The following is a 21,698-nucleotide window of genomic DNA, read 5'->3' on the forward strand; positions in this document are numbered from 1 at the left end:
TTTGATCGCGCCCGCAAGGCTTGCAAGAGCACTGCCACACCTTTTTCCAGACCGACCGTCGGAGGCCGAGCATGACCAGTCCGTACGGATCCGGAGGGAACGACCCGCAACCGCAGTGGGGCCAGCAACAGCAGCCCTACGGTGGTGGGTACCCCGGCACGCCGTCGGGTGGTTTCCCCGCTCAGCAGCCCAACCCCTACGGGCAGCCGGACCCGTCGCAGCAGCAGCCCAACCCCTACGGCCAGCCGGACCCGTCGCAGCAGCAGTGGGGGCAGCAGCCCCAGCAGCAGCCGTACACCCAGCAGTACCCGGCGGGCTACGACCCGAACAACCCGCAGTCCAACCCGTACGGCCAGCCGCAGCAGGGCCAGTACGGGCAGCCGGGTCAGCCGGGGCAGTACGGCCAGCCCGGTCAGTACGGGCAGCAGCCCGGCCAGTACGGGCAGCCGGGGCAGTACGGGCAGCCGCCGGCGCCGAAGAAGTCCAGCGCTGTGGTGTGGGTGATCGTCGCGATCGTCGTGCTCGTGGTCGCGGCCGTCGGCATCACCGGGTTCGTGACGCCCGGCTTCTTCAACAAGAAGGTGTTCGACCAGACGGCCGTGCAGAACGGCGTCGTCGGCGTGCTGAAGGACGACTACAAGATCTCCGACGTCGAGGGCGCCACCTGCCCGGCCGAGCAGGAGGTCAAGCCGAACACGACCTTCGAGTGCACGGTGAAGGTCGGCGGCAAGGACAAGACGGTCAAGATCACGGTGAAGACCGAGGACGGCGAGTACGAGGTCGGCCAGCCCGCCGGCTGACCCGCTCCGCCCGTTGTGGTGTCGAGGCCACTCCCGCGGTGTGCGGGAGTGGCCTCTGCCGTTCGGCGGTGTCGCCGCCCTGTGGCGTCGTTCACCCGACCGTGAAACTCGTTAGCGGTGCGAGCGACCGTCCGGCACCATGCGGTGGTGACCGACCACGACGTCCGCGCCCTGGACGACTCCCAGTACCGCACCGCCCACAGCCTGTTCCGCGGCACCCTGCACCACGCCCCCGCGCCGGACGACATGTGGAAGTTCGTGCAGGAGTCGTACGAGCCCGGACGCGCGTTCGGCGCCTTCGCCGACGACGAGCTGGTCGGCACCGTCCAGTCCTTCCCGTCCCGACTGGCCGTGCCCGGCGGCGCCGTCGTGCCGCACGCCGCCGTCAGCCGCGTCGGCGTGCGCGCCGACTGGACCCGCCGGGGCGTGCTCAGCGCGTTGCAGCGGGTGCAGCTGCGGGACCTGCGCTCGGCCGGCGACGTCGTCGCCACCCTGCGCGCCTCCGAAACCGCGATCTACGGCCGCTACGGCTACGGCGTGGCCACCCGCTACCGGTTCCTGCGCCTCGACCGCCGCCGAGCCGTGCCCCGCACCCGCCCCACCGGCCGCGTCCGGCTGGTCGACGGCGAAGCGGGGGAGCGCATCGCGCGCGCGTTGTTCGAAGAACTGTCACCGCGCCGCGCCGGCACCATCGCCCGCTGGCCCGCCTGGTGGGCCACCACCGTGCGCCGCGTGGCCGTCGAGGAGAACATCAAGATCGCCGTGCGCTCACCGTCCGACTCCGGCGCACCGTCCGGTTCCAGCGCACCGTCCGGTTCCAGCGCACCGTCCGCCGATGACGGCTACGTGATGTTCAAGGTGACCCCCGGCGACCACTCCGTCGACGGAAAACCGACCACCCTGACCGTCACCGACCTGTGGGCGCGCACCGCCGAGGCGTGGGTCGACCTGTGGCTGTTCGTCCTGGGCGTGGACCTGGTGGACGAGATCACCGCCCACGGCCGGCCGCTGGACGAGCCGGTGCAGTGGCTGCTCGGCGACCGGCGGGCGTGCCGCGTCGTCGACGAGGAGGACGAGGTGTGGCTGCGCCTGCTCGACGTCCCCGCCGCCCTGTCCGCCCGCACCTACCGCACCGGCGAACCCGTGGTGCTCGGCGTGCGCGACACCTACCTGCCCGAGAACTCGGGCTCCTACCGCATCACCGCGGACGGCGCGACCCGAGTCGACTCCGCACCGGAACTGGTGCTGGACGTCGACGTCCTAGCCTCCGCCTACCTGGGCGACGTGCCGTTCACGACCCTGGCCGCCACCCGCAGGCTGGACGCAGTCGACCCGACCGCCCCATCCCGCGCCGACCAGCTCTTCGCCGTCTCCGAAGTTCCTTGGTGCGGCACCTACTTCTGAAGTTCCTTTGCGGCACCTGCTTCTGATTCCCTCACGCCCCCGGCCGAAGCCGCCCGACCTTCGACAGATCACCGCGCACCAGATCGTCCCGCGACAACACGAAATCCCCATTGGGCAAGAGCCCACCCCACTCACCCCCGACCCCACCCCACTCACTCCACTCGCCCCCGCTCCCGCTCCCGCCGACCCGCACCCCGATCACCCGATCCGGCAAGAACTCCCGCAACTTGTGCCGCACCTTGCCCCCGTAGTCGACCTCGTGCCCCCACCCCACCCCGACCTCGTCCGTGCCGAAGAGCAACCAGTGATCGACCGGCACCAACGCATCCAGGTCGGGCACGTCCCCGGTGTGGCAGTCCAACGCGGGCAGCACCAACCGATCCGGCTCGGTCGGCCGGTACCACAGCATCAACGGCCTGGCCCACCGCGCCTCCGCGTTGTCGAAGCAGCACAACACGATCGCGTGCCCCGGGAACACATCCGCGTAGAACCGGAACAACTCCGCCCCCACCCGGGGCCGCTTGTGCGGCGGCACCTGCTCCAGCGCCTGCGGGATGCGCGTCGGATCAGAGGCGAGCACCACGGTGTAGATGTCGTGCTCGAACACCTCCACCCCACCGCCCGTCCAGTCCATCGACGCCACCCCACCACCAACCGCGACGTGCGCCCGCGCAGCCTCGACCATCCGCCCGAGCACCGCCCCATCCCGCCCCACCGACAGGAAGTTCTCCCGCGTCACCCCGACCGCGGGCACGTGCAGCACCATCGCGTTGGGCCCAGCCGCCAGGTTCACCGCCTGGTTCTGGTACCCGAGCACTTCGACAGCCCCGTGCAACGGGTGCTCACACCGGCCGACGTACAAAACCGTGCCGCTGAAGTCTGCCTCGTCAGTGGAAACGCACACGCCACGAACCGTAACAACCACCCCGGCCGGCCAACCCCCAGCCGAGGGCGGCCGTCGCCTGACTCACGCCCTGGACGTCCCAGACCTCGCCGTGCTCAACGACGCTCCAACGCGGACACCAGCCTCGGCAGGGAACTGCCGAGGCCCCAGCGGCGGGTCAGCTCGGCGACGCGGTCCGGGTCGACCGGTGCGGCGGGCACGGGGTCGGGGCGGTCCATGACGATCTCCGCGTCGGTCGCCACGTTGACCACGGTCGGTGCGACGGCGAGGTAGTCCTGCGCGTTGAGCAGGGCGGTGCGGGCGCGAGTGGTGAGCTTGCGGTCGCGGCCGTCGTGCACGGCGGCGAGGACGGCGTCCAGGGAGCCGAACTCGGTGATCAACTTCGCCGCCGTCTTCTCGCCGATGCCGGCCACGCCGGGCAGGCCGTCCGACGGGTCGCCGCGCAGCACGGCCATCCCGGCGTACGCGCGCCCGGCGTCCTGCACCGGCAGCGCGTACTTGGCGGCCAGTTCTTCGGGGCCGAGCAGTTCGGCCTTGGCCCAGCCGCGGCCGAGGTAGAGGACGCGCACGGGGGTCGGGTCTTCGCGCACGACCTGGAACAGGTCGCGGTCACCGGTGATCACCTCGACGGGGTCGGCGGTCTCGCGGGCGGCGAGGGTGCCGATGACGTCGTCGGCCTCGTAGCCGGCGGCCTCGGCGGTCGCGATGCCGACTGCGTCGAGCACGTCGAGGATGATCGGGACCTGCGGGGTGAGGGTGTCGGGGACTTCCTCCTCACCGTCGGCTGCGCCCTCGGCGACGCGGTGCGCCTTGTAGGACGGCAGGGCGGCGACGCGGAACTCCGGGCGCCAGTCGGCGTCGAGGCACGCGACCAGGCGGCTCGCCTTCCGCTCGGTGATGACCTTGGCGATCGTGTCGACGAAGCCGCGCACCGCGTTCACCGGTGTGCCGTCCGGGGCGGTCATCGACTCGGGCAGTGCGTAGAACGCCCGGAAGTACAGGCTGGCGGCGTCCATCAGGACCAGCGGATTGCTCACCTGGGACAGCTTGCCAGAGATCACTGACATCCCGGGGTGCTCGTCCGCTGACTGTGGATAACTCGGATTTGGGAGGAGGAGTGCGGTGGCAAGAGGGTGGAAGGCAAGGGGGCGGAGGGGGGGAGGTAGCGGAGGGGGAGCGGAGGGGGAGGGAGATGCGGGGGAGATGCGGGGGGAGGGGGGAGCGGGGGAGGAGGGGGAGGGGTGTGGGGGTGGTTGCGGCGGGCCTCGTTGTTTTAACCGACGTTTGAGGGTGGTGGTAACAGTGTTTCTGATGGGTGGGATTGGAGTAGTTCACTCGGTTGGGGAGTGGCGGTTCATGGTGAGCTGGGGAAATGCGGTGAGCGTGTCACTCGGTGGGGACGCGTGATCTGTTGGAGCGGCGTGTGGCGTGGGACGGGGTGGGCACGACTAGGCTTCTTCCCATGTCGACCCAAGTCGGGCCTATCGACGTGGACGCGTTGCGCGCGCGCCTCGACCGGGCCACTGCTGCGGCTTCCATCGCTGGCGTCGAGGCGTTGCTCATCACGCCCGGCTCGGATCTGCGCTACCTCCTCGGGGCCGGTGGGTCGTCGTTCGAGCGGTTGACGTGCCTCGTGCTGCCGGTCGGTGGCACGCCTGTCCTGGTGGTGCCGAAGTTGGAGGAGCCCGGGTACGCGGGCGTGCCCACCGACGCGCTGGGCGTGGAGGTCGCCACCTGGGTCGACGGGGAAGATCCCTACGCGCTGGTCAAGAAGGCGCTGAAGGGGACGCGCACCGCCGTCTCGGACATGATGCCCGCGCTGCACACGTTGCGGTTGCGGGACGTGGTGGGGGCGGACCAGGTGTTGGCCGGGCCGGTGTTGCGGGAGCTCCGCATGCGCAAGGACGCGGCCGAGGTGGCGGCGTTGCGGAAGGCGGGCGCGGCGATCGACCGGGTGCACGCGCGGATGGGGGAGTGGCTTCGCGTCGGGCGCACCGAGGCCGAGGTGGGGGCGGACATCGCGGCTGCCATCGTCGCCGAGGGGCACGTGGTGGCGGACTTCGTGATCGTCGGGTCCGGGCCGAACGGCGCGTCGCCGCACCACGACGTGTCCGACCGGGTGATCGAGGCCGGTGACGTGGTCGTGGTCGACATCGGCGGTCCGGTGGCGGAGGGGTACAACTCCGACTCCACCCGCACCTACGTGCTCGGTGAGCCGCGGGACGCGGACGTGTGGGAGACGTACTCGGTCCTGCAGGCGGCGCAGAAGGCGGCGGTCGAGGCGGTCCGGCCCGGTGTCACGTGCGAGGCGGTCGACGCGGCCGCGCGCGACGTCATCGCCGACGCCGGGTTCGGCGAGCGGTTCGTCCACCGCACGGGCCACGGCATCGGGCTGGACGTGCACGAGGACCCCTACATCGTCGGTGGCAACGACCTGCCGCTGGAGGCGGGCATGGCGTTCAGCGTGGAGCCCGGCATCTACCTGCCCGGCCGGTGGGGCGCGCGGATCGAGGACATCGTGATCGCGACCGCCGACGGCGTGGAGAGCGTCAACAACCGTCCGCACGAGCTGGTGGTGCTGCCCGCGTGACGAACCTGGAGCCCATAGACCGGGCGATCCTGCGCGAGCTGGCCGCCGACGGCCGGTGCAGCTTCACCGACCTCGCCGAACGCGTGGGGCTGAGCGTGTCGGCCGTGCACCAGCGGGTGCGGCGGTTGGAGCAGCGCGGCGTGGTCCGCGGGTACGCGGCGCGGTTGGACGGCGACGAGGTCGGCCTGCCGCTGACCGCGTTCATCTCCCTGACCCCGATCGACCCGGCCGCGCCGGACGACTACCCGAAGCGGCTGGAGCACCTGCCGCAGATCGAAGCCTGCTACTCGGTCGCGGGCGACGCCTCGTACGTGCTGCGGGTGCGGGTGGCGTCGCCGACGGCGCTGGAGGAGCTGCTGCGGCAGATCCGCGAGGTCGCCAACGTGTCCACCCGCACCACGGTGGTGCTGTCCACGCCGTACGAGGACCGGCCGCCCGCGGTCTGATCAGTCGAGCGGGTCGGCGGGGACGGCGTCGTAGGCGGCCTGGACGCGGGCGAGCGCGGCGGCGTCCACCTCGTACTCGACGTGGTCGATCCGGGACACGCCGACCACGCCGATCGAGTTGGTCAGGAACGCGCCCCGGTAGCGGCCGACGTCCGCCGAACGAATGACCTCCCGACGGGTGGGCATCACTTGTTCGAGGAGCTGCATGGTGACGCCGTGCAGCCAGTCGGCCTGTGGCCACACCACGTCGTCGCCGTCGAGGAACGCGATGTTGGCGGTCGAGCCCTCCACCACGACGCCGTCGGCGGTGAGCAGCGCGTCGTCGTGACCCGCTCGGCGGGCGAGGGTGCGGTGGTGGAGCTGACCGAAACCGCCGAGGTGCTTTACGTGCGGCAGCGGGCGGGTGTAGGGCGCCGACATCAGGCGTTGCGGTGCCGCCGGGGGAGTGAGCGGCGGGCGCACCACCACCATGACGGACGGTGCGTCGGCGCCGAACACGATGACGCGCACGGCCGCGTCGCGGAGGTCGCCCAGGGCGTGGTGGACGAGGGTGCGGACGTGGTCGCCGTCCAGTCCCGTGCCGTACAGCTCGCGGTTGCCCTGGTCCAGGCGGTGCAGGTGCCGGTGCAGGCCCCGCACGCGGCGGTCGCGGACCTGCAGGGCGGTGAAGTGGCCGTAGTTGGCCAGCAGGCCGGGCGCGCAGTGGTCGGCCGTCGCGGGCTCGCCGTCGACCTCGATTCTCAGCACGGACGGGACCGTAGCGCGGCGGGAACCGGGAGCGTGGCGGGAACCGGGAGCGTGGCGGGAATCGGGAGCGTGGCGGGAATCGAGGGTTGCGGGTCGTTGCCGCCGGCCGGGGTGGTGGGGAGGGTGGACGGTGTGGAGCGCGAGGTGCTGGTGGTCGGGTACGACGGTGCGGCGCTGACCGACATCGCCGGGCCGGCGGACGTGTTCGCCGGGGCGAACCGGGTGGTCGAGGCCAATCGGGCGGCGGAGGTCGGGCGGGCGGCGGAGGTCGGGCGGGCGGCGGAGGTCGGGCGGGTGGTCGGGAGCGGTGAGTCGGGTCGGGGTGGTGGGGCGCTCGGGTACCGGGTGCGGTTGGCGGCGGTCGGTGGTGGGTTCGAGGTGACCGGTGGGCTGCGGATGGAGGCGGAGGACCTGCGGGAGGTGTCCGGAGGGGTGGACACGGTCCTGGTGGTCGGCGGCTTCACGTTCGCCGAGGCGGCCCGCGATGCCGAGCTGCTGCACCACCTGCGTCGCGTCACGGCCGGCGCACGGCGGGTCGCCGGTGTCTGCACGGGCGCGTTCGTGCTGGCCGCGGCCGGTTTGCTGGACGGCGCGAGGGCGACGACGCACTGGGCGTACTGCGGTCGGCTCGCCGCCGACCACCCGTCGGTCGACGTCGTCCCGGACGCGATCTACGTGCGGGACGGGCGGCTGGCCACGTCGGCCGGTGTCACCGCGGGCATCGACCTGGCGCTGGCCCTGGTGGAGCGCGACCACGACGCCGCGCTGGCCCGCCTGGTGGCCCGCTGGATGGTGGTGTTCCTGCAGCGGCCGGGCGGCCAGTCGCAGTTCAGCGTGCGGTCCAGGGTCCCGCCGGTGCGGGAGCCGGGGCTGCGGGCCGTGCTGGACGCGATCGCCGACGACCCGGCGGCCCGGTGGACCGTCGACGAGATGGCCCGCCGCGCCGCGATGAGCCCGCGGCACTTCGCCCGGGTGTTCCCGCGCCGGGTGGGCGTGTCGCCCGCCCGGCACGTGGAGCAGGCCCGGGTGGAGGCGGCGGCGTCGGCGCTGGAGTCGGGCGACGAGGGCTTGGACGTCGTCGCCCGCCGGTGCGGTTTCGGTTCGGCCGAGACGCTGCGCCGCGCGTTCCTGCGGGTGCTCGGCGTGCCGCCGGGCAGTTACCGCGACAGGTTCCGCACCACCGGTGCGGCGTGAACGAGGGGGACCGGATGGACATCGCTTTCGTGCTCTACCCGCGGCTGACCGCGCTGGACCTGGCCGGCCCGTACGACGTGCTGGCGCACCAGCCGGAGGTGACGGCGCACCTGGTGGCGGCGTCACCCGACCCGGTGCGCACCGACGCCGGGCTGACGATCGTGCCGACGACCACGTTCGCCGAGCTGGACCGCGCCGACGTGGTCGTCGTGCCCGGCGGCGCCGGCTGGGCGGAGGTGCTGGCCGACGGCGTGGTCGCCGACTGGCTGCGCGCCGTGCACCCGACGGCGACCTGGACGACGTCGGTGTGCAGCGGGTCGACGTTGCTGGCGCAGGCGGGCATCCTCGACGGCCGGACCGCGACCACGCACTGGGCGCTGCGCGACGAGCTGGCCGCCCTCGGCGCGGTCGTCAGCACCGAGCGGGTGGTGTTCGACGGGGACGTGGCCACCGGCGCCGGGGTGTCCGCCGGGATCGACCTGGCGCTCACCCTCGTCGGCCGGATCTGGGGCGACGAGCGGGCCCGGCTCACCCAGCTGTTCATCGAGTACGACCCCCGGCCGCCCTACCGGGCCGGGTCGCCGGAGCAGGTGCCCGACGAGCTGGTCGCCCTGGCCCGCGGCGTCTTCGCGGGCCGGTGAAGGCGGCCGGTCACAACGCCGTGGGCAGGCCGAACAGCGGGAACCGGTCCGACGGGAAGGTGATCACCTCGGCGATGCGGTCGCCCTCGACCCGCAGCACGTCCAGCGCCACCGGTTCGAAGTGCTCGCGGCCGGGCTCGCGGACGTAGTTCGCCACGGCGGGCTGCCGGTTGGCCCGGGTCTCGACGACCTTCCACTCGCCGAACGCGTCGGGGCCGACCATGACCGGCGCCCAGATGCCGACCACGACGTCCCGCCCGCGGTGCCACTCGGGCTGCGGCGGCATGGTCCAGGTGACGTCCTCGCTGAGCGCGGCGGCCATCAGCCCCATGTCGCTGCGCTCGGTGGCCTCCACGAACTTGCGGACCACCGCCTTCTCCCGCGGGTTCGGCTCGCCCGACCAGTCGGCGCGCCGCGGCGGCAGGTGCTTGCGCATGGTGGCGCGGGCGCGTTGCAGCGCGCTGTTCACCGCGGGCACCGAGTCGTCCAGCAGTTCCGCCGCCTCGCTCGCCCGCCAGCCCAGCACGTCCCGCAGCACCAGCACCGCCCGCTGCTTGGCGGGCAGGTGCTGCACCGCGGCCAGGAACGCCAGCTCGATGGTCTCCCGCGCCACCACCTCGGCGTCCGGTTCGGCGTCCAGCAGGGCGTCCGGGAACGGCTGGAGCCACGGCACGTCGGCCGCCGGCATCCCGTCGGTCGTGGCGAGCGGGGGACGGCGGCCGATCACGTCCAGGCAGGCGTTCGTGGCGATCCGGTACAGCCACGCGCGGAACGACGAGCGCCCCGCGAACGTGTCCCTGGCCCGCCACGCCCTCAGGAACGTCTCCTGCACCAGGTCCTCGGCCTCGTCGAACGAGCCGAGCAGCCGGTAGCAGTGCACCCGCAGCTCGTGCCGGTGCCGTTCGGCCTCCTGCGTGAAGTCGACCGTCATCCGCGCGACCTCGCTCATGGTCACCCTCCGGGCTTGTACGGTGACGTGCCGGTCGCACGTCGCACAAGTGGGACTCGACCGACGCGGAAAACTCATCGGTCTCGGCTGATCGGGGGATCGGGTGGTCGGGGGCACGGGGTTCCGCGCGGTGTTCGCGGCGCCGGAGTTCCGGGTGCTGTGGTCGGCGGCGGCGCTGTCGACGGTGGGCGACCAGCTGGCCCGGGTGGCGCTGTCGGTGCTGGTGTTCCAGCGGACCGGGTCGGCCGCGTGGACGGCGTTGACCTACGCGCTGACGATGCTGCCCGCGCTGGTCTCCGGGGTGCTGCTGACCGGGCTCGCCGACCGCTACCCGCGGCGGACCGTGATGGTGGTCGCGGACGCGGTGCGGGCCGTGCTGCTGGCCGTGATGGCGGTGCCGGGCGTGCCGCTGCCGGTGGTGGCGGCGTTGCTGGTGGTCGCGCAGCTCGCCGAGCCGCCGTTCGCCGCCGCGCAGGGCGCGCTGCTGCCGACCGTGCTGGGCGACCGGTACGAGGCCGGGCAGTCGGTGCACCTGATCACGCACCAGGCGGGGCTGCTGCTGGGGTTCGTCGGCGGTGGTCTGGCGGTGGCGTGGCTGGGGACGTCCGGGGCGCTGCTGGCGGACGCGGTGACGTTCGCGCTGTCGGCGCTGGTGCTGCGGTTCGGCCTGCGGGCGCGGCCCGCGCCGGCGTCCGTGCCGGCCGCGCGCGTGCGGATCAGGGCGGGCGCGGCGCTGGTGTGGCGGGACCGGCGGCTGCGGCTGCTGGTCGGGTTGGGGTGGCTGGCGCTGTTCACCGTCGTGCCGGAGGGGCTGGCGGCGCCGTTCTCGGCGGAGGTCGGCGCCGGTGCGGCCGGGGTGGGGCTGCTGCTGGCCGCCGACCCGGCCGGGATGGTGCTGGGGACGGTGCTGCTGCGGTTCCTGCCCGCGTCGCTGCGGGTGCGGCTGCTGGGCCTGCTGGCGGTGGCGACGGCGTTGCCGCTGGTCGGGTACCTGTTCGCGCCGAACCTGGTGGGCGCGGTGGCGCTGCTGGCGTTGAGCGGGGTGTTCAGCGCGTACCAGGTGACGGCGGGCGCGACGTTCGTCCGGCTGGTGCCGGACGAGCAGCGCGGTCAGGCGTTGGGCTTCGCGCGCAGCGGCCTGGTCGCCGCGCAGGGCATCGGCGTGGCCGCCGGGGGGCTGCTGGCGTCCGCCACGGGCTCCGCGACCACCGCCATCGCCGTGGCGGGTGTCGCGGGCACTGCCCTGGCCCTCACCGCGACCACCGCCTGGTCCCGGGTGGCGCCGTCGGCGGCGGGGTGAGGGGATGGCCGCGCCGGCCGCGGGAGACGGGGCTCGACGCGGCCCGCGTGGTGGCCTCGGTGGGGTCTTCACCGGGTGGTGGCTGTTTCACCAGATCTTGTCGCGCATGGCGGCGCACCTCCCCTCGACGTGGTGCTCGGCGGGAACGCGGGCGGGGGCGGGGTCACCAGATCTTGTCGCGCACGACGACACCTCCGTCTCCTGTGGAGCGGTCCTGAGCTGCGGGTTCACCAGATCTTGTCGCGCACCGCAATCACCTCCAGTGGGTCGCGTCACCCCGGTAGCGGCTGACATCGGCACAGGTCACCACTACTGTGACCCTCCGTCCGGACGCCATGACGGTCCGGGGTAGACGGTCGTGAGGAACCATGGGCAGAGCGCGTTCGACGTCGTCGGGCGATCGACGCTGGTCACTATGGTCCCTGCCCGGGCAGGCCCTGGTGTACGTGCTGTCGGTGGATCTCTCGGCCGCGATCGCGATCGCCGCGACCACCGCCTGGCCGGTGCCGCCCGGCTCGTGGACCACGTTCGCGGTGCTGCTCGGGTGCGCCGCGCTGCACCTGCACTGCTCCCGCTGGATCGAGCGCATCCGCCGCGACCACAGCCACCTGCCGCACGTCGACCTGTGCAGCATCTGGATCCTGGCCGGCGCCCTCGTGCTGCCGCCGTCGTTGGCCGTGGCGCTCGTCGTCCTCATGTACGCGCACCGCTGGTGGGTCGTCGGCCGCTGGGACGCCTCGCGCCCACCGCACCGGTGCGTGTTCACCACCTCGATGATGGTGCTGGCGACGCTCGCCGCGAACGCCGTCGCGGGCCTCACCGGCCTGCGCGCCCACCTCCAGGCCGGGCAGCCCGGCGGCGCGCTCGACCTCGTCGGCGTGGTCGGCGCGGGCGCGGCGCAGTGGCTGGTCAACACCGCCCTGGTGGCCGCGGTGATCCTGCTGACGGTCCGGCCGCGCTCGGTGCGCGACTCGATCGGCAGCGGCGCGGACAACCTGCTGGAGGCCGGTCAGCTCGCGATGGGCGGGTTCGTGGCCCTGGCGGTGGCGTGGTGGCCCGGGTTCGCGCTGCCGATGGTCGTCGCGGCCGTCGCCCTGCACCGCACCGTGCTCATCCACCAGCTGGAGCTGGCCGCCCGCACCGACACCAAGACCGGCCTGCTCAACGCCGAGGCGTGGCACCTGCAGGCGAAGCTGGAGCTGCGGCGCACCCGGCAGCAGCCGCCCGGCGCGCGGGTCGGCCTGTTCATGATCGACGTCGACCACTTCAAGGACGTCAACGACACCCACGGCCACCAGGCCGGCGACCTGGTGCTGCGGCGCATCGCGGCGGCGCTGGGGAGCGCGGTCCGGCGCGGCGACGCCGTCGGCCGGTTCGGCGGCGAGGAGTTCGCCGTGCTGCTGCCCGGCGTCGAGCACGAGGAGGCGGTGGCGATCGCCGAGCGGGTGCGCTCGGAGGTGCACCGGGTGCTCGTGGACGTCGGCGACGGCCGCGTGGTGGCGGGCCTCACCGTCAGCGTCGGCGTCGCGGTGTGGCCGGAGGTCGCCGAGGACACCGTGGAGGGGCTGCTCGCCGCCGCCGACGCGGCGCTGTACGAGGCCAAGCGGCTCGGCCGGGACCAGGTGCAGGCCGCGGGCGGCCGGCGTCGCGCCCCGTGGACGCCCGCCGCCCGGTCCGAGCGGCCCGGCGTGTAACGAGCACGACTACCCGGGCGGATTTCCCCCAGGTCGGGCCGTCGGTGGCGTAGTTTCTGCCCGCCACCCCCGACACGGTGGACTCGCCTCGCTTGCAAGGGTCGTGACGCCCGTGGACCTCGGTGCCCCGCACGGAATCCGCTTCCGCTTCGAAGCGGGGCTGCTGCGCGCCGTCCTGCTCGACGTGCACCGCAAACCACCGGTCGAGGCCGGTGAGGAGCTGACCGCCGAGGCGGGCGCCCGCGACCTGGTCGTGGACGAGACCCGGGACGGGCACGTGCGCGCGGTGCTGCGGCAGCGCTTCGACCTGCCGTCGCCCGCCCGCTGGCGGCTCGCCGTCGACGCGCCCGCCGCCGAGACCCCGGACGGGGTGGTGTTCTCGCTGCCGGGCTCGGTGACGCTGCTGGTGTCCGGCTCGTCGCCGTGCGTGCTCGACGACGGCGGCGTGCGCGTCGACCTGCCCGCGGGCGAGTCGGAACTGGCCGTCGCGGTGACCAGCGAGCCGGTGTTCGAGGTCGGCGACACGGTCGTGGTGTGCCGACCGGACCAGGTGCGCGAGGCCGCGGTCGTGGTGTCGTGCCTGCCGCCGGACCGGGTCACGCCGGTCCTCGCGCTGAGACCCGCGACCGGGTCGTCGCACCGGCACGACCGGCTGGTGGCGGACCTGCTCGACGCCGTGGGCGTGCGCCGCGCGGTGCTCCTCGCCGAACCGGGCGCCGGCGTCGGCCCGGCCGTCGACCTGCCCGAACACCTGCACCTGCCGTGCGACGACCCGATCGGCCTGACCGCCAAGGCGTGGGAGCTGCTGCGCGGCGGCGAGCCCGAGCGCACCCTCGACGTCGCGCCGGACGCCGACTTCGCCGCCGCCCTGTTCACCGCCCTGCGCACCGGGGCGGCGCTGCGGGTGGACGACGACGCGCCACCCGTCCCGTTCGCCGCGCACAACCCGGCCGACGCCGACGAGGCCGTGCTGGTCGAGCGCACCGGCGGCGCGGACGACCTGGTCGCCGCCGTCTACGCCCACCACCGCGGCGCCCGGCTCGTCGTCACGCCCGCGCCCGACCTGGCCGAGGTGCGCGCGGTGGTGGCCGAGGAGCAGGAGCGGGTCACCGCGGCGGCCGGCGCGATCGGCGACGCGGTCAAGGGCATCGGGTTCGTCGAGGCGCTGTGGCGGTACCTGTCCACCGGCGGGCACGACCCGTTCGCGGCGGTCGAGGCCGTGGTCACCGCGCAGGTGCCCGTCGCGGCGGTCGAGGAGGTCGGCGACCGCGGGCTGACCGCGTTCACCACCGGCCTGCCCTACTCGTTCGTGCACACCGGCGACGTCAGCTGGGCGCGCAAGCCGATCGGGCACGTGGTCGCCGACCCGGCGCTGGTGGTGCTCACCGAGCTGCACCGGGCGGGCGTCGCCCGCGAGCCCGCCGCGTTCAGCCTGGTCTTCGACTCCGGCCCGTTCCCGGAGCCGCCGCGGACCACCCCGTCGCCCGGCCACCACACCCACCCGATCGTGCTGGCCGACGAGGACGCCTCGGCCGACGCGCTGCGCGACCTGGCCGCGGACCTGCCGGTCGAGGTGGTGTTCTTCAACCGGCACGACGCCGACGACGCCATCGCGCTGGGCGACGACGTGCTGCCCGACGACGACCTCCCGGTCGACCTGCGGCACCGGCCGATCGTGTTCAACAACTCGTGCCGCTCGTGGACCGGGCTCGGCCGCGAGTTCGTCCGCGCCGGGGCCCGCGGCTACATCGGCACCCTGTGGACGATCCCGCCGAACCTGGCCGCCGGGTTCGCCCGCACCGTCCTGCGCCGGCTCACCGCCGAGGAGGCGCCCGCCGCGCGCGCCATCGTCAACACCGGCACGCCCGGCGGCATCGAGCGGTCCTACCTGTACGTGGGCACGGTCAACGGCCGGCTGGACGAGTGGCGCGACCGGTCCACCACCGACGCCGAGGCGGCGCTGACCGGGTGCGAGCTGCTGGCCGCCGCCGCGCGCGACCGGGCCGACCCGCGGGCGCCCGTGCTGCGCCGGGAGCTGGCGGCGCTGCGCGAGGTCGCCGAGGCGGGCGGCGCGACCGGCACCCCGTCCTACGCCGACGTGCTGCTGGCCGAGCTGCGGCTGACCGACGACGACGAGCGGGCCGCCGCGCTGGCCGAGCGGGTCGACGCGCTGCTGACCGGCCTCGACCTGCCCGACGAGGAGCTGGAGCCGCGCTGGGCGACCCGGTTCGCGCTCACCGGGGCGCGGTTCGAGCGGCGCGGGGAATACGGGGCCGCGGTCGCGGACTTCGAGAAGAGTGTGGGCTTGGGCGACGCGTGCCGCGACCGGGCGGACGTCCTGCTGCGGATGGCGAGGCTGCTGATGCACGAGGGCAGGACCGAGGAAGCCGGCCAGGCGGCGCGGCTGGCGCACGACGAGCACCGCCTCGGCGGTGACCGGGCGGGGCTGCTGGAAGCCGTCACCGTCCTGCACGACCTCGGCGACGCGGACGGCGGGACGTCCCTCCGGCACGCCGTCGAGGGGCACGACCTGGCCGAGGAGCTGGGCGACCGGGCCAGGCAGGCCGCGTTCAAGCTCGCCGAGTGCGACCGGCGGCGCGAGCGCGGCGAGCTGGACGCGGCGATCGACGCCGGGTCGCGCGCGGTCGAGCTGTTCCGCGCCGAGGGCGACGACCGGCAGGAGCTGGCCGCGCTGCGCCGGCTCGGCGCGTGCCACCGCGACCGGGGCGACCTGGAGACCGCGCAGCACTACGCCGCCGTCGGGCTGGCCCGCGCAGAGCAGCTGGGCGCGGCGGCCGAGGTGGCGTCGTTCCACGACGACCTGGGCGGCGTGCTGACCGCGCGCGGCGAGCACGGCCAGGCGCTGGGGCACTACCGGCACGCGGTGGAGAAGCTGGTCGCCACCGGCGCGTGGGAGCGCGGCGCCGAGCTGCTGCCGCACCTGGCCGTCGGCGCGGTCCGGGCGCGCGACCCGGAGGCGCTGTGGACCGCGGCCCTGTGCGGCGGCCTGATCTGCGAGGTCGCGCCGCGCGAGGTGTGGGCGTCGGTGCTGCCGCTGGTCGTGGACTCGATGAAGCGGGCGATCGAGACCGGGCCGCTGCCGCTGACCGAGCGCGGCATGACCGACTTCGCCAGCGCCGTGACCGCGGGCAACCGGGCGGAGATGCCGTTCCAGGTCGGCCTGCTCGCCGACGTGGTGGTCGTGCTGCTGGCGTGGCTGATGGACCGCGCCGACGCGCACATCCTCGCGTTCGCCCGCGAGCTGGACCGCACCAGCGGCGGCGTGCTCGACCTGGTCGGCTACGTGTCCCTGCCCTACGCCGAGCGCGCCCGCGAACCCGGGACCGGCCGGTCCCGCCCCGGGGTGCACTGAGCGCGGCCCGGGGGTCAGGCTCCGCCGTACGCGGCGGCCGTGCGGGGGTACAGCTCGCGGTAGGCGGGGAAGTGGCCCTGCGGCGTGGTGACGGACTCGGCGCGCAGCAGGCCGTGCACCAGCGCGCGGGCGAAGACCGCGCGGGCGGCGGCGAGCACCGGTCCCGCGTCCGCGTCGCGGGCGCCGGTCGAGGAGGCGAACACCGTGTCCCCGTCGGTCAGGCCGTGCGCCGGGCGGACGGCGATCGCCAGGCCGTCCTGGGCGGCCTCGGCCAGCGCGAACAGCCGGGGCAGGCGGGCGTTGGTGACGACCACGCCGATGACGGTGTTGAACGGCCGGACCGGCGTCATCGCGGCGGCGCGCGCGGCGGCCAGGTCGTCGCCCCGGTAGGCCGGGAACTCGCCGGGCAGGCCGAGGTGCGCGGCGAACGGCAGGCCGGTGTCGAGGTCCACCGACGGGCCGACCGCGTTCAGGGCGGCGATCGCGCCGACGACCACACCGCCCGGCAGCTCCGCGCTCGCGGTGCCCAGACCGCCCTTCAGCGTGGCGTTGAGCGCGCCCGTGCCCGCGCCGACGTTGCCCTGGGCGACCTCGACCCCGGCGGCCCGCACCGCCGCCGCGCCGTCGTCCGGCCCGGGACGGGCGTGGAAGTCACCGCCCCGACCCAGGTCGAACAACGCGGCGGCGGGCACGAACGACCCCAGCTCCCGCGCCGCGCCCTCGGCCGCCGCCAACCCGTACGCGCTCCCACCCGCCAGCACGATTCCGCGCACCGCCCGGCCGCCGTGGCGCGGGTCGAGCGCGGCGGTGTCGCGGGTCGCCGGGGCGCCGCCGCGAACGTCCACAGTGGACAGTGAGCCGGTCGGCAGCAGCACGGCCGTGACGCCGGTCAGCGCGCCGCCGCCGACGCGCGTGGCGTGTCCCGCCAGCACGCCGGGCACGTCGGTGATCGAGTTCCGCACGCCGTCGATGCTAGGGCCGGGACCGGCTCCGGGCCCGCGGCGCGGGCGGTCGGTGAATGTGACGAAGTCTCGAATCCATCACGACCGGTCCTGCGGCGGGACAGCGGCCCGCCGCGGCCGGAATCGGGGGCCTGCGACAAAGTGCCTGGTCAAACCCGGTGCGCGGGTCGGGAAGGGCGGCCGTCCGTCCACACCGGACTGCTCCGAACGGTTCAACCCGGGGTGATTGGGCCGTTCGGGCGAGTGAGCGCCGCCGCGTCGTGAGGCATTGTTCTGCCCCGTTCGCATCGTGTCGGCAGCCCTCGCCCGGTTGCCCGGTCCGGGGGGTACCCAGATGACGTCGTTCTTCGGCATGCGCGGGAACAGATCGCGCGGCAGCGGACTCGTGGCCGCGCTGGCCGCCTCGCTCGTCGCGTTCGCCGTCGTGCAGCCGGTCGCGCGGGCCGCTCCCGCGCCCGCCCCGGCGCCGGTGGTGGACGAGGCGGTGGACGAGGTCTCGGCCCAGGCGCTGGCCAAGCGGCTCGGCCGGCCGGTGCGGATCACCGGGAAGACCACCGAGGTCGACGAGTTCTGGGCGACCCCGGACGGCGCGTTCACCTGGCGCCAGCACGAGCGCCCGGTGCGCGTGCGCCGCGACGGCGGGTGGACCGCCGCCGACACCACGCTGGAGCGGCGGCCGGACGGGACCGTGGCGCCGAGGGCCGCGGTGGTCGAGCTGACCCTGTCGGGCGGCGGCAAGGGCTCCAAGGACCGCGGACCGCTGGTCAAGATGGCGCACCAGGGCGCCGAGGTCGGCCTGGGCTGGCACGCCGACCTGCCCGAGCCGGTCCTGGACGGCCCGACCGCGACCTACCCAGAGGTGCTGCCCGGCGTCGACCTCAAGGTCACCGCGGACGTGATCGGGTTCTCCGAGGTGCTGGTGGTCAAGACGCCACAGGCGGCGAAGAACCCCGACCTGCGCAAGATCACGTTCGGCTCGCACACCAAGAATTCCCGGGTCCGCGCGGTCGAGCGCAAGGCCAAGGCCACCGACCCCGGGCTGGAGGTCGTCGACGCCGGGGGCGAGGTGGTGTTCACCGGCGACGCGACCCGGATGTGGGACTCCAGCGGCGACGAGCGGCGTGAGCCGCGACGCGCGGAGATGGGCGCCGAGGTGGCCGACGGCAGCGTCAGCATCATCCCCGACCAGGAGTTCCTGGCCCACCCGGACACCCGCTACCCGGTCTACCTCGACCCCGACTACTCGTGCACCTCGTGCGGCAAGGCCCACCACGTCGTGGTGCAGTCCGGCTACCGCACGGCCAAGAACTTCGACGCGACCACCGGCTCGCTCAGCGACCTCAAGGCGGGCTACCAGACTTCGGACTCCTCCGGGATCTCCCGCACCTACCTGCAGATGAACACCAGCGCCATCATCGGCAAGACGGTCGACTGGGCGACGCTGAACACCACGCTGCTGTACTCGTGGTGGGGCAGCGCGCAGGCCAAGCCGACCGAGCTGCACCTCGCGGGCTGGGTCGACGCCAACACCACCTGGGACAACCAGCCCGGCGGCGGACCGGTGCCCGGCACGTCGTCGTCGCACCTGTCGTCGGTCAACACGGTCAACCAGTCCCAGGCGGCCAACGTGCCGATGCAGTTCGGCGCGACCGCGGCGGCGCGGGCGGCGGCGGCCGGCGGCTGGGGCCTCACCACGTTCCTGCTCAAGGGCGAGCAGGAGAACACCACCTACTCGTGGCGGCGGTTCGGGCTCAACCCGTACCTCGAAGTGCACTACAACTCCACTCCCAACGACCCGACCAACCACGCCATGCAGAACGGCACGGTGCCGTGCGTGAAGGGCGCGAACCGGCCGTACGTGTTCACCCGCACGCCGCAGCTCCAGGCGTGGGTGTCCGACCCGGACGGCGGCAGCCTCAACGTGCTGGTCGCCACCAGCGGCGGCCCGTACGGCGCGGACGTGCCGAACACCTACCACGACAACAACGGCTCGCAGCCCTGGGTCGGCACGGCCGGGCCGGGTCAGGGCGCGCTCGCCCAGGTGCAGGTGCCCCAGGGGTGGATCACCACCGACGGCATCTACAAGTGGGCGATGCGGGTGTCGGACGGCGCGCTGTCCTCGCCCCGGTGGGACTGGGACTGCGAGTTCTACGTCAACACCGCGGTGCCGCTCGCGCCGACCGTGCAAGCCCAGAGCATCCCGGCGAACCAGGGCGGCACGGCGACGTTCGACATCAGCGTCCCCATGGCCACCGCCGGCCTGTTCGACATCGACCGGTTCGTCTACACCACCGACGGCAGCGAGCCGTCGACCCAGGGCTCGCTGAGCGTGCCCGCGACCAGCGACACCGGCACCGGCCAGCTCCTGGCCAAGGCGAGCCTGTCGACCACCGCGCTCAACCCGCAGCAGAACCTGCTCAAGGTCCGCGCGGTGAACAAGGCGGGCACGCCGGGGCCGGACGGCTCCTGCGCGGCGCCGCTGACCACCGTCGGCACCGCGCCCAACACCGCGTGCGCCTACACCGTGCTGCCGCTGACCTCCGCGAACGCGCTCAAGGGCGCCTGGGCGCTGGACGACGCGGCGGGCCCCACGGCCGCGGACAACGTCGCCGTGCTCAACGAGGGCCAGACCCCGCACCCGGCGACGCTCACCGAAGCGGGCTGGGCGGTCGGGTACAGCCGGGGCAGCGCCTGGACCCAGGCCGACGCCTTCGGCGCCAAGGACGGCGTCAAGGGCGGGATCAACATCCGGCCGGGCGGCTACCTGTCCACCTCCGGTCCGGTGGTCGACACCGACAAGTCGTTCAGCGTCGCCGCCTGGGCCTACCTCCAGCAGACCACCGGCTACCACACCGTCCTGTCCCAGGACGGCGGCAGCGTCAGCGGCTTCTACCTGCAGTACTCGGCCGACGTGGGCAAGTGGACGTTCAGCGCGACGCCCTCCGACGCCGTCACCACCAACCCGGTCCGGGTGACCTCGGCCGACGGCACCGCCGTGCCCAAGGTCAACCGGTGGGTCCACCTGATCGGCACCTACGACGAGAACAGCGACCAGCTGTCGCTGTACGTGGACGGCAAGCCCGCCGGGTCGCAGGCCCTGGGAAGCCCGCTGTGGGACGCCGACGGGCCGTTCGTCATCGGCGCGGCCAAGTGGGACGGCGTGCGGGCCGACCACTTCCCGGGCCAGGTCGACGACGTGCAGGCGTGGCAGCGGGTGCTGTCGCCGAAGGACGCGCACGACCTCGCCACCGCCTCCGCGCCGCGCGCCAACCTCGGCCTGGCCGAGGGCGCGACCGAGCTGCTGGCCACCGGCGCGTCCGGTGACGAGTACGCCGGAACCTACGTGCCCGCGCCGGTGAAGTCGCTCCAGGGCTACTGGAAGTTCGACGAGAACTCCGGCAGCACCGCGGCGGACTCCAGCAACAACGGCGCCGGGTACGAGAACAACCTCATCACCACCGGCGCGTCCTGGGTGCCCGGCAAGACGGGCAGCGCCCTGCGCTACAGCGGCGCGGCGGACAGCTACAGCCACTCGACCGGGCCCGCGGTGAACACCTCGCAGTCGTTCTCGGTGTCCGCGTGGGTCAAGCTGGACGACCTCAACGGCTACTACGCCGTGGTGGGCCAGTCGGGCCAGAACGTGCCCGGCTTCGCCATCCGCTACTCCCAGGACGTGCAAGCCTGGATCTTCGGCGTCGCCCCCGCCGACCAGGTGGGCGCGCACCCGCAGTGGACGTACCGGAGCAACTCGGTGACCGCGGCCGGGGTCTGGACCCTGGTGACGGGCGTCTACAACAACGAGTCCAAGCGCATGCAGCTCTACGTGGACGGCGAGCTGATGGGGTCGCGGCTGTACACCGGCACGCCGTGGAACGCGCCCGGACCGGTCACCGTCGGCGCCTACGACTTCGGCGGGATGGTCCACCAGTTCAAGGGCTCGATCGACTCGGTGCAGGTGTGGCAGCAGGCGCTGACCGCCAGCCAGGTCGCCGCGCTCGCCGGTCGGTCCTACGTGGACAGCGTGTGGAGCGTGACCGGCCCGGTCACCGGCGCCGCCACCGGCGCGGTGTCGCTGGTCGCGCAGGACGGCGCGGCGAACGCGGCGCTGACGGGCCAGCCGGGCGCGGCGATCACCCTGCCCCGGCCGCGCGACTTCCGCCCCGACCGCTCCTACACCGTCGAGGCGTGGGTCAGGCACGACACGACCGACACCAGCACCCGGACCGCGGTGAGCATGGACGACACCACGAACAGCCCGTTCATGCTCGGCTTCCGCCCGGCCACGACCGGCTCCGGGGGCCAGTGGGCCTTCGCCGTGTCCTGCAACCGGACCGTCGCCAACTGCCTGCGCGCGGCGCGCAGCGACGCGCCGGCCGTGATCGGCGAGTGGACGCACCTGGCGGCGACGTTCGACACCGTGACCGGCCGGGCGTGCCTGTTCGTCAACGGCGTCAAGCAGGACGACCAGACCGGCTGCGCGGACATCACCGGCTTCCACGACTCCACCGGGTCGCTGGTCCTCGGCCGCGGCTTCTGGAACGGCGGCAACGCCGACCTGTGGCACGGCGGCATCGCGGGCGTGCGCGTGCACTCCGGCGTGCGCACGGTCGACCAGATCAAGGACGACCGCACCGCCGACGACCCCGGCACGCTGTTCGGCACCGTCCACTGACCCGGCCACTTCTCCCACACCC

15 protein-coding genes are annotated in these 21,698 nt (G+C 73.9%); 10 read left to right on the forward strand and 5 right to left on the reverse strand.

The window, feature by feature from the left end:
• The first annotated feature begins 71 nt into the window (after positions 1-71).
• Both AB0F89_RS21215 and AB0F89_RS21220 read left to right on the forward strand, forming a co-directional pair.
• Complete coding sequence (locus AB0F89_RS21215) at positions 72-800, forward strand: DUF4333 domain-containing protein (protein WP_367127214.1); 729 nt, start codon at positions 72-74, stop codon at positions 798-800.
• Positions 801-947: 147 nt separating this feature from the next.
• On the forward strand, positions 948-2,204 hold the full coding sequence (locus AB0F89_RS21220) for a GNAT family N-acetyltransferase (protein WP_367127215.1): 1,257 nt from the start codon (positions 948-950) through the stop codon (positions 2,202-2,204).
• Between the two features lie 31 nt (positions 2,205-2,235).
• On the opposite strand, the gene AB0F89_RS21225 is transcribed toward AB0F89_RS21220, so the two are convergent.
• Both AB0F89_RS21225 and AB0F89_RS21230 read right to left on the reverse strand, forming a co-directional pair.
• Entirely contained in the window at positions 2,236-3,021 is a 786-nt protein-coding gene (locus AB0F89_RS21225) for a hypothetical protein (protein ID WP_367127217.1), read from the reverse strand.
• A 182-nt stretch (positions 3,022-3,203) separates the two neighbouring features.
• A complete protein-coding gene (locus AB0F89_RS21230) occupies positions 3,204-4,145 on the reverse strand; it encodes a 5'-3' exonuclease H3TH domain-containing protein (protein WP_367127218.1) in 942 nt (313 codons plus the stop codon).
• Between the two features lie 425 nt (positions 4,146-4,570).
• Here AB0F89_RS21230 and AB0F89_RS21235 point away from each other — a divergent pair, with 425 nt between their 5' ends.
• Complete coding sequence (locus tag AB0F89_RS21235; protein ID WP_367127219.1) at positions 4,571-5,698, forward strand: M24 family metallopeptidase; 1,128 nt, start codon at positions 4,571-4,573, stop codon at positions 5,696-5,698.
• Positions 5,695-6,144 (forward strand): Lrp/AsnC family transcriptional regulator, encoded by a 450-nt coding sequence (locus tag AB0F89_RS21240; protein WP_184688005.1) that lies wholly within the window; start codon positions 5,695-5,697, stop codon positions 6,142-6,144. The genes AB0F89_RS21235 and AB0F89_RS21240 overlap by 4 nt, the downstream gene beginning before the upstream one ends.
• Here AB0F89_RS21240 and AB0F89_RS21245 read toward each other — a convergent pair whose 3' ends face one another.
• The gene (locus tag AB0F89_RS21245) at positions 6,145-6,891 is read right to left on the reverse strand and encodes an aminotransferase class IV (RefSeq protein WP_367127220.1); all 747 of its coding nucleotides are present in this window, start codon (positions 6,889-6,891) and stop codon (positions 6,145-6,147) included.
• 123 nt (positions 6,892-7,014) lie between these two features.
• Here AB0F89_RS21245 and AB0F89_RS21250 point away from each other — a divergent pair, with 123 nt between their 5' ends.
• Both AB0F89_RS21250 and AB0F89_RS21255 read left to right on the forward strand, forming a co-directional pair.
• Positions 7,015-8,085: a GlxA family transcriptional regulator gene (locus AB0F89_RS21250; protein ID WP_367127221.1), complete on the forward strand. Its 1,071-nt coding sequence runs from the start codon at positions 7,015-7,017 to the stop codon at positions 8,083-8,085.
• Between the two features lie 14 nt (positions 8,086-8,099).
• Positions 8,100-8,726, forward strand: a complete 627-nt coding sequence (locus AB0F89_RS21255; protein WP_367127223.1) for a DJ-1/PfpI family protein — start codon at positions 8,100-8,102, stop codon at positions 8,724-8,726.
• A gap of 10 nt (positions 8,727-8,736) precedes the next feature.
• Here the strand turns inward: AB0F89_RS21255 and AB0F89_RS21260 are convergent, their stop codons facing one another.
• Positions 8,737-9,753 carry an RNA polymerase subunit sigma-70 gene (locus tag AB0F89_RS21260; protein ID WP_367127224.1) on the reverse strand — a complete coding sequence of 339 codons (1,017 nt, stop codon included), beginning with the start codon at positions 9,751-9,753 and terminating at the stop codon, positions 8,737-8,739.
• Positions 9,754-9,778: 25 nt separating this feature from the next.
• Here AB0F89_RS21260 and AB0F89_RS21265 point away from each other — a divergent pair, with 25 nt between their 5' ends.
• The 3 genes from AB0F89_RS21265 to AB0F89_RS21275 all read left to right on the forward strand — a co-directional run bounded on the left by AB0F89_RS21265 (position 9,779) and on the right by AB0F89_RS21275 (position 16,042).
• On the forward strand, positions 9,779-10,975 hold the full coding sequence (locus AB0F89_RS21265) for an MFS transporter (protein ID WP_367127226.1): 1,197 nt from the start codon (positions 9,779-9,781) through the stop codon (positions 10,973-10,975).
• A gap of 368 nt (positions 10,976-11,343) precedes the next feature.
• Positions 11,344-12,669 (forward strand): GGDEF domain-containing protein, encoded by a 1,326-nt coding sequence (locus AB0F89_RS21270; RefSeq protein WP_367127227.1) that lies wholly within the window; start codon positions 11,344-11,346, stop codon positions 12,667-12,669.
• Between the two features lie 112 nt (positions 12,670-12,781).
• Positions 12,782-16,042: a hypothetical protein gene (locus AB0F89_RS21275; RefSeq protein ID WP_367127228.1), complete on the forward strand. Its 3,261-nt coding sequence runs from the start codon at positions 12,782-12,784 to the stop codon at positions 16,040-16,042.
• Positions 16,043-16,056: 14 nt separating this feature from the next.
• Here the strand turns inward: AB0F89_RS21275 and AB0F89_RS21280 are convergent, their stop codons facing one another.
• Positions 16,057-17,004 carry a P1 family peptidase gene (locus tag AB0F89_RS21280; protein WP_367127229.1) on the reverse strand — a complete coding sequence of 316 codons (948 nt, stop codon included), beginning with the start codon at positions 17,002-17,004 and terminating at the stop codon, positions 16,057-16,059.
• A gap of 334 nt (positions 17,005-17,338) precedes the next feature.
• Between AB0F89_RS21280 and AB0F89_RS21285 the strand changes: the two genes are divergently transcribed.
• The gene (locus AB0F89_RS21285; protein ID WP_367127231.1) at positions 17,339-21,676 is read left to right on the forward strand and encodes a LamG-like jellyroll fold domain-containing protein; all 4,338 of its coding nucleotides are present in this window, start codon (positions 17,339-17,341) and stop codon (positions 21,674-21,676) included.
• Positions 21,677-21,698 lie beyond the last annotated feature (22 nt).

Source organism: Saccharothrix sp. HUAS TT1, from assembly GCF_040744945.1.
Lineage (GTDB): Bacteria > Actinomycetota > Actinomycetes > Mycobacteriales > Pseudonocardiaceae > Actinosynnema.